Annotated in this window: 8 protein-coding genes and 1 pseudogene; 3 read left to right on the forward strand and 6 right to left on the reverse strand. The window is 63.7% G+C overall.

Annotation, left to right across the window (positions count from 1 at the left end):
- The 3 genes from VFN25_RS12465 to VFN25_RS12475 form a co-directional block, all read right to left on the reverse strand.
- The coding region (locus tag VFN25_RS12465; protein ID WP_325142370.1) for a twin-arginine translocation signal domain-containing protein at nucleotides 1-196 on the reverse strand (196 nt) is incomplete at its 3' end.
- Nucleotides 197-381: 185 nt separating this feature from the next.
- Nucleotides 382-600 carry a hypothetical protein gene (locus tag VFN25_RS12470; RefSeq protein ID WP_325142372.1) on the reverse strand — a complete coding sequence of 73 codons (219 nt, stop codon included), beginning with the start codon at nucleotides 598-600 and terminating at the stop codon, nucleotides 382-384.
- 77 nt (nucleotides 601-677) lie between these two features.
- A complete protein-coding gene (locus VFN25_RS12475; RefSeq protein WP_325142374.1) occupies nucleotides 678-1682 on the reverse strand; it encodes an alpha/beta hydrolase in 1005 nt (334 codons plus the stop codon).
- Here VFN25_RS12475 and VFN25_RS12480 point away from each other — a divergent pair.
- Nucleotides 1681-1977: a hypothetical protein gene (locus VFN25_RS12480; RefSeq protein WP_325142375.1), complete on the forward strand. Its 297-nt coding sequence runs from the start codon at nucleotides 1681-1683 to the stop codon at nucleotides 1975-1977. The genes VFN25_RS12475 and VFN25_RS12480 overlap by 2 nt on opposite strands.
- Nucleotides 1978-1996: 19 nt before the next feature.
- Here the strand turns inward: VFN25_RS12480 and VFN25_RS12485 are convergent, their stop codons facing one another.
- Nucleotides 1997-2752, reverse strand: a complete 756-nt coding sequence (locus VFN25_RS12485; protein WP_325142377.1) for an ABC transporter permease — start codon at nucleotides 2750-2752, stop codon at nucleotides 1997-1999.
- Nucleotides 2749-3657, reverse strand: coding sequence for an ABC transporter ATP-binding protein (locus VFN25_RS12490; protein ID WP_325142379.1), 909 nt, complete (start codon nucleotides 3655-3657; stop codon nucleotides 2749-2751). Before VFN25_RS12490 ends, VFN25_RS12485 begins: the two co-directional genes overlap by 4 nt.
- Before the next feature lie 133 nt (nucleotides 3658-3790).
- Between VFN25_RS12490 and VFN25_RS12495 the strand changes: the two genes are divergently transcribed.
- Nucleotides 3791-4693, forward strand: coding sequence for an alpha/beta hydrolase (locus VFN25_RS12495; RefSeq protein ID WP_325142381.1), 903 nt, complete (start codon nucleotides 3791-3793; stop codon nucleotides 4691-4693).
- Between the two features lie 95 nt (nucleotides 4694-4788).
- Here VFN25_RS12495 and VFN25_RS12500 read toward each other — a convergent pair whose 3' ends face one another.
- A complete protein-coding gene (locus VFN25_RS12500; protein ID WP_325142383.1) occupies nucleotides 4789-5643 on the reverse strand; it encodes an alpha/beta hydrolase in 855 nt (284 codons plus the stop codon).
- A gap of 277 nt (nucleotides 5644-5920) precedes the next feature.
- Here VFN25_RS12500 and VFN25_RS12505 point away from each other — a divergent pair.
- Nucleotides 5921-6160, forward strand: a pseudogene (locus VFN25_RS12505) (IS4 family transposase); the annotation flags it as partial.
- Nucleotides 6161-6241: the final 81 nt, after the last annotated feature.

Below are 6241 nucleotides of genomic sequence, written 5' to 3' on the forward strand. Positions count from 1 at the left end.
CATCCGCATACGGGCGCCGCGTCCACAGCAGGACGCTGTTGTCATCCGGATCGCCGGAGGCGACGCCTTGCGGATACACCTCCCGCCGCTCGCGCCAGCCGCTCGACGAAGGACGCAACGGCGTGCACCCCAGGGCCAGCGCCGCACCCAGCGTGGCGGAGAGCTTCAGGAACTGTCGGCGGTCCATGGTCGGCATGACGTCTCTCCCCCGCAGCGGATCGTGGTGATCGGTGCGGGGAATGCTGGACCTGACGGCGGGCCGAGGGAGTGTGCCGGAAGTACCGGGAGGCACTGGAGCCCGCCACCACGAACAGACGGTGGCGAGCAACTTTCATTGGCCATGTCCCTTCAGGTCGGCGTCGCTATTGAAGCCCGCGAGCACTACCCCGGAAAGTACCGATCGACATCCAGCGTCTTGATCCCCGAGGGATGCGCCTGCGCCTGGTAATTCTCGATCGCAGGGTCGTCGTGGGCGCGGCAATTGAGGTAGCGATAGGACGACGCGACTTTCGGGATCGTCTTGTCGAACACGCCTTTGCAAACGCTGCATTGCCGCTTGCAACCATACAGCGCCAAGGTGCCGCGAACACTGTCGGGCACCCCGATCCCCTGCCGGGCTGGCGAGACGACACCATCGCTCCGCCGCAGCACGACCAGCCTCGTCGATCGTACTCTCGTCAATGGCCGTCCAAACCATCGCGCAGCGCCTCCGCGAATGCCCGCGGCTGGTCGATCCAGGCGCAGTGTCCGGCATCACGAATGACGTGAAGGCGGATCTTTCCCGCCTTGGCCAGAGCGGACCACGAGCGCGCCGACGGATCGAGATAGTCGCTGTCGCCCTGGATGACGGTGATCGGCACCGGGTGCGCAGCGATCGCCGGCCGCACGTCCCAGGCAGGCATGCTCGCGGCGATCGCCGCGCCCGCCGCATGGTTGTAGTAGATGCCGCCGCTGGTGAGCTGGCGCCAGCGCTCCACGTGCACCAGGTCCAGCGGCGCGTTGTAGCGGATGCGCAACCGCATCCTCGCCTGCCGCGGTGTGTCGCGGCCCTTGTCCGACGGCAGGCCAGCCTCGGCCAGCGCCCGCGCGATGGCGTCCTCGCGCGACATCATGGCGGTTTCCCGCTGGTCCAGCGCCTTGTCGTAGGCATCCGACATGGCCTTGTCCATCACCGGTGGCAGGGAGCCGGCCAGGACCAGGCGCTCCACGTGTGAGGGATGGGCCCGGTAATAGGCCATGGCCAGCAGGCTGCCGAACGAGTGCCCGAACAGCACCAGCCGATCGCGGCCCAGCGCGACGCGCAATGCCTCCAGGTCATCCACCATCTGGCGCATGGTCAGCTTGCCCTCGGTTCCCGCCGGCACCGGCGACAGGACGCTGCCGCGCTGGTCGTACAGGACGAAGGCATGCCGTTCCAGCTGCGGCCGCAAGGCATCGATGATGTAGTGGAAATCGCGCCCCGGACCGCCATGCAGGAACACCACCGGCGAGCCCTGCCCGATCTCGGTCACGAACAACTTCGCCACATGATCCGTCGTCGGCAGATACCAGGCGTTCTGCTGCACCTGGTTGAAGACATCGCGCACCCCTGGCTGTGCCTTCCCGTCAACGTCGGCCGCGCTCGCGGCGCTGCACGCGAAGCCAGCGGCAAGAACAATGGCGAGAAGATGAAGCGAGCGCATGGCTGTCATCCTTCATGAAGACGCAACGAGGTTATGGCGACACGTGGTGGCAATCAAACGCCACAAGTCATTGGGAAGCCCTTGCCACGAGCTGGGAAGCTCGCCGCTACGTTTTCCGGACAACAACGACCACCGTCGCCACCTGCATCTGCAGGGCAATCGCTACGGGAAGATATTCCAGCCCAACTCCCTTCCTCCCCTTGTTCTGTTCGCTGTTCGCGAACAAACCAAAGTCGGCCACACAAATTCCCGGCGAGCGAAGCGCGAGGTGATCGATCCCGGCAGGGATCCATGACCGGATGGCTTCACTGCGCTTACGGGCTTTCGCGGCGCAGGAAGTCGACCAGCCCCAGCACCGCAACGAGCACGCCGCCACCCAGCCCCACAGCCAGCGTCAACTGCATGTCGCCGCCATGGTGGAATATGCGCCCCGGCAAGGTCCACGGGAAAAAATTGCCGAACCGCGATTGCGCGACGATGAAGCCGACGACGGTGGCCACGATGCCCACCGACACCGCCAGCGTGAAGCTTTGCCAGCGCAAGGCGATCCATGTCTGCAGGGCGACGATCAGCATGCTGGCAGCGAAGCTGGCGGCCGGCAGCGGCCACAGGTCTGCCAGCGGCGGCAACCCCGCGAGGCCGTGGTCGGGCGCGGTGACCATGAGTATCCAGCCTGCCGGCAGGACCAGGACGCACAGCAGCAGGTAGGCCCCCAGCACCATCAGGACCATCATCAACAGCTTGGCCAGGTAATGCGCGCTCGGCGGCAGTGGCAGTGCCAGCAGATGTTTCCATTGCTGGTTGCCGTGTTCCAGCCCGGCCAGCAAGGCCGTTTCCAGCGTGACAAACAGCGGCACCATCAACAGGCACCACAGGCTGAACATGCCGGTTTCCAGCCCGTGCCAGGCCGCGGCAGGAGTGACGGAGCGCTCTGGCGCCGATGGATGCAGGCTCCCCACCAACACGATCAAGGCGGCCACGGCCAGCGGCAGGATCAGCACCATCCACAAGGCCAGGGTGTGTTTCAGCTTGAGCATTTCTGCCCGCAGGGCTCGCCAGTAAACAATCATGCGGCCTTCTCCCTGGCATCGGTCATCGCAAAGAACAGGGATTCGAGCGAAGGCCGCTGGCGCACCAGGCGATGCACTGCATGCCCATGTGCAACCAACAGACGATTGAGCACATGGTCGGCCTGCACCGGCCGGGCCAGCCGCACCGTGCGCGTATCGACGGCCGTTGGCGACTCACCCGCTTCAAGCAGTTGGGCGCAGGCTGTCGCGCTGTCGTCGCAAACGATTTCCAGATACTCGCCGGAGCGTTCGCGCAGGTCGTCGAGCGTGCCCTGGAACAGCAACCGCCCCTCATGGATCACACCCACATGCGTGGCCAGCTGTTCGACTTCGCTCAGCAGGTGGCTGGACAGGAACACACTCAGGCCCAGCTCCTGCGTCATGCGCTTGATGACGCGCCGCATCTCGGCAATGCCGGCCGGGTCCAGGCCGTTGGTCGGCTCATCCAGGATCAGCAACCGCGGCCGGTTCAGCAGCGCCAATGCAATACCCAGGCGTTGGCGCATGCCCAGCGAAAACTCGCGCACGCGACGATGTGCGTGCTGCTGCAGGTCGACGACATGCAGAACCTCGTCGATACGCGCCACTGGCGCGTCGACCAGACGCCGCGTCACCTCAAGGTTGTCGCGCGCGCTCAGGTGCGGGTACAACGACGGGTTTTCCACCATCGCCCCCATCCCGCTCAACGCCTCGCGATCGGCATGGGTCAGGCGCCGACCGAACAGCCACACCTCCCCGGCTTCGGGCCGCAGCAATCCCAACAGCAGGCGAATGGTGGTCGTCTTGCCAGCGCCGTTGGGCCCCAGAAACCCGTAGATGGCGCCCTCGGGAACCGCCAGATCAAGCTGGTGGACACCCTGGCCACCGCGAAAGACGCGCGTAAGGCCATGCGTCTGGATGGCCATCTTTTCAGCTGGAATACTCATGGTGAGGTCAGGCTACAAAGGTCGTCCGGTCTCCACATGGGCCAACAGTCAGGCGTGACCGTTGGCACCCTGACAATTGGCACTGAGCTCAAAACGGGACGAAGGAAGTTGAGTGACCGTGGAACCGGGCATGCACCTGCCTGCGCCGCGGCAGATGCGAGATAAAAAGTGCCAGGGACTCGAAGTGGACGGCGTTGCGATCCATGCCGTCGAAGGCGGCACTGACACGCAGCCGGCGGTGATGTTCCTGCACGGTTGGCCGACCTGCTGGCAATCGTTCGAGCGGGTGATGGCCGCGCTGGCGGCGCACGCGCACGTGGTGGCGATCGACCTGCCGGGGATCGGCGGCTCTCCCACGCTTCCGGCGGCCAGCGACAAGCGCACGCTGGCCGGCTATGTGCGCGGGGCCATCGCGCAATTGGGTTTGCGGCATACCACCCTGGTCGGTCACGACGTGGGCGGCATGATCGTGTACGCCTTCCTGCACGCGTGGCCTGGCGTGCTGGAGCGGGCGGTGATCATGAACACGGCGGTGCCGGGCGTGGGCCCCTGGCATGAGGTGGAGCGCAACCCGCACATCTGGCATTTCGCATTCCACGCCGTGCCACAGCTGCCGGAAACGCTGGTGGCAGGTCACCAGGCCGAATACTTCGCTTTCTTCTTCGACGCATTGTCCGCCCGCCCCGAGGGCGTGGACCCGCAAGCGCGGAACGTGTATGCAGCCGCCTACGCGCAGCCGCAGGCATTGCATGCGGGCTTCGAGTGGTATCGCGCCTTCAGGCAGGACGCGCAGCACAACCGCGACGCGCGCAGCCACCAGGTGGAGACGCCCTTGCTCTATCTGCGCGGCGAGGCGGAACGCGGCATCGAACCGCAGCGCTACGTGGACGGACTGCGCGGGGGCGGTCTGGCGCATGTGCGCGGCGGCCTGGTTCCAGCAAGCGGCCATTTTGCGCCGGACGAGCAACCCGAAGCGGTTGCGGCTGCGCTGCGGGCATTCATGGCCGAGACCTGAAAACCGGAGAGCTCGTCCTCCCTCGGACACGGCGCCGTGTGGCGCCATGTGGGCGGCCACCGCGGGCAAGCATCCAGGAAGACGGAGACATTTAATTAGCCACGCCCCCTTATCACCGTTTTGGCCCCGACCACTGTTTCAAGAATTTTCTCGGCGAACTCATTGAAAGCGTCTGTCACCGCAACCGGATTGTCGATCCAGGGAAAATGACCCGCGTCCGGAATAGCTCGCGTCATCACATTGGTGGTGGCGTATTCATCAGCATTCCAACTTTGTTGGCTGACGATCCGGTCACAGTCACCCCACAAACGCAGCACCGGAATGTCGATAGGCCACCAGGTGGCCTTGTAGGTGTGATCGAAATTCGCCTCTGACCATGCGACGGCATCGCCGTTGTATGGCAACCGCGCAAGCAACGCGCGACCGGCGCCCAACGCTTTGGGGGTGAAGTTCCACTCCGCAGAGGCCACGGCGAGACGCATGAGGTTCGCAGCCGAAGAATCCTGCTCGTAGACGGCGGCCGCATGATCAAATGCCGGCAGCGGATGGTTTCGTGTCATCTCTACAAAATGTGGATGCCACGAGCAGTCAGGAGCCGTATCGAGCAAAGCCAACCCACGGATGAGTCCACGCAGTTGCGGCGTCGCCAGCAGATACATGCCACCGGTCGAGTGCCCCACAAAAATGGCATCAGGGAGCGCCTGCGCCGCCTCAACGAGCACCTGCGGCCACTGAACAAACGGCTCACGATCAGCTCGCGTCGTGTTGGACCCATCGCCGGGAAGATCAACCAGCCACACCGAACCAGGCACATCCAAAACGTCGGCCAGTTCCTGCAGGCTCTCCGAACCCAGACCCGGACCACCCGGCAAGAGCAACCAGTCAAGGTTGCCTGCCCTTGAAGAATGAAGGCGCAACCGCACACCGGATGTCGTATAGCGTGTTGTCACCAGACACTCCTCGTGGTTGATGCCGAGACTATCCGAAAGTCGACTCAAGAACAGACGTTCGCTGCTGGAGCATCGAGAAGGGCCTGGCCCTAAACCTGTTTTGCGTGAGTCAAACGGTTGTAAGTGAACCTGACATCGTTCTGGAGGCACTGATACAACGGGCGGTCAGCGTCCGGCCACACGGGAGACCGGCGAAAGCGTCCAAGACTTGGGATTAAATGAACTTGACCCCTTTTTTATTTGCTGTCGGAAATTGTCCCTGACACCTTTTTCGCCGCTGCTGTTACTCCACACGATGGCAGCCTTCGCCAGCTGGCTGGTCGGCATGGCCTGCGAAACCGCAGGCATCGATCAATGGCTGGCACCGTTTAGATCCAAGCGACGGCTGTACTCGATCATGCGGCTGGGCCGTGAGGCGCTGTTGCGACGATGGTCAAATGCCAGGCTCGAAGAACTCATGGAGCAGATACGAAAGCCGTCTCCGGAGCTACTCGATCAGATGGCTGTGGCAGCATGAAAACGTGGGGAAACCTCAGCCTCCGTCCCTTTTTGGTGGTTTCCGGACTTCTTTCAATGTTTGATGAAAGTATGAAAATTA

Source organism: Dokdonella sp. (assembly GCF_035703485.1).
In the GTDB taxonomy this organism is placed as follows: Bacteria; Pseudomonadota; Gammaproteobacteria; order Xanthomonadales; family Rhodanobacteraceae; genus Dokdonella.

Coding starts and splice junctions, on each gene's coding strand:
- VFN25_RS12480 (WP_325142375.1), top strand. CDS start 1,681: ATGGCTGTCATCCTTCATGAAGACGCAACGAGGTTATGGCGACACGTG.
- VFN25_RS12490 (WP_325142379.1), bottom strand. CDS start 3,657: ATGGCCATCCAGACGCATGGCCTTACGCGCGTCTTTCGCGGTGGCCAG.
- VFN25_RS12485 (WP_325142377.1), bottom strand. CDS start 2,752: ATGATTGTTTACTGGCGAGCCCTGCGGGCAGAAATGCTCAAGCTGAAA.
- VFN25_RS12475 (WP_325142374.1), bottom strand. CDS start 1,682: ATGCGCTCGCTTCATCTTCTCGCCATTGTTCTTGCCGCTGGCTTCGCG.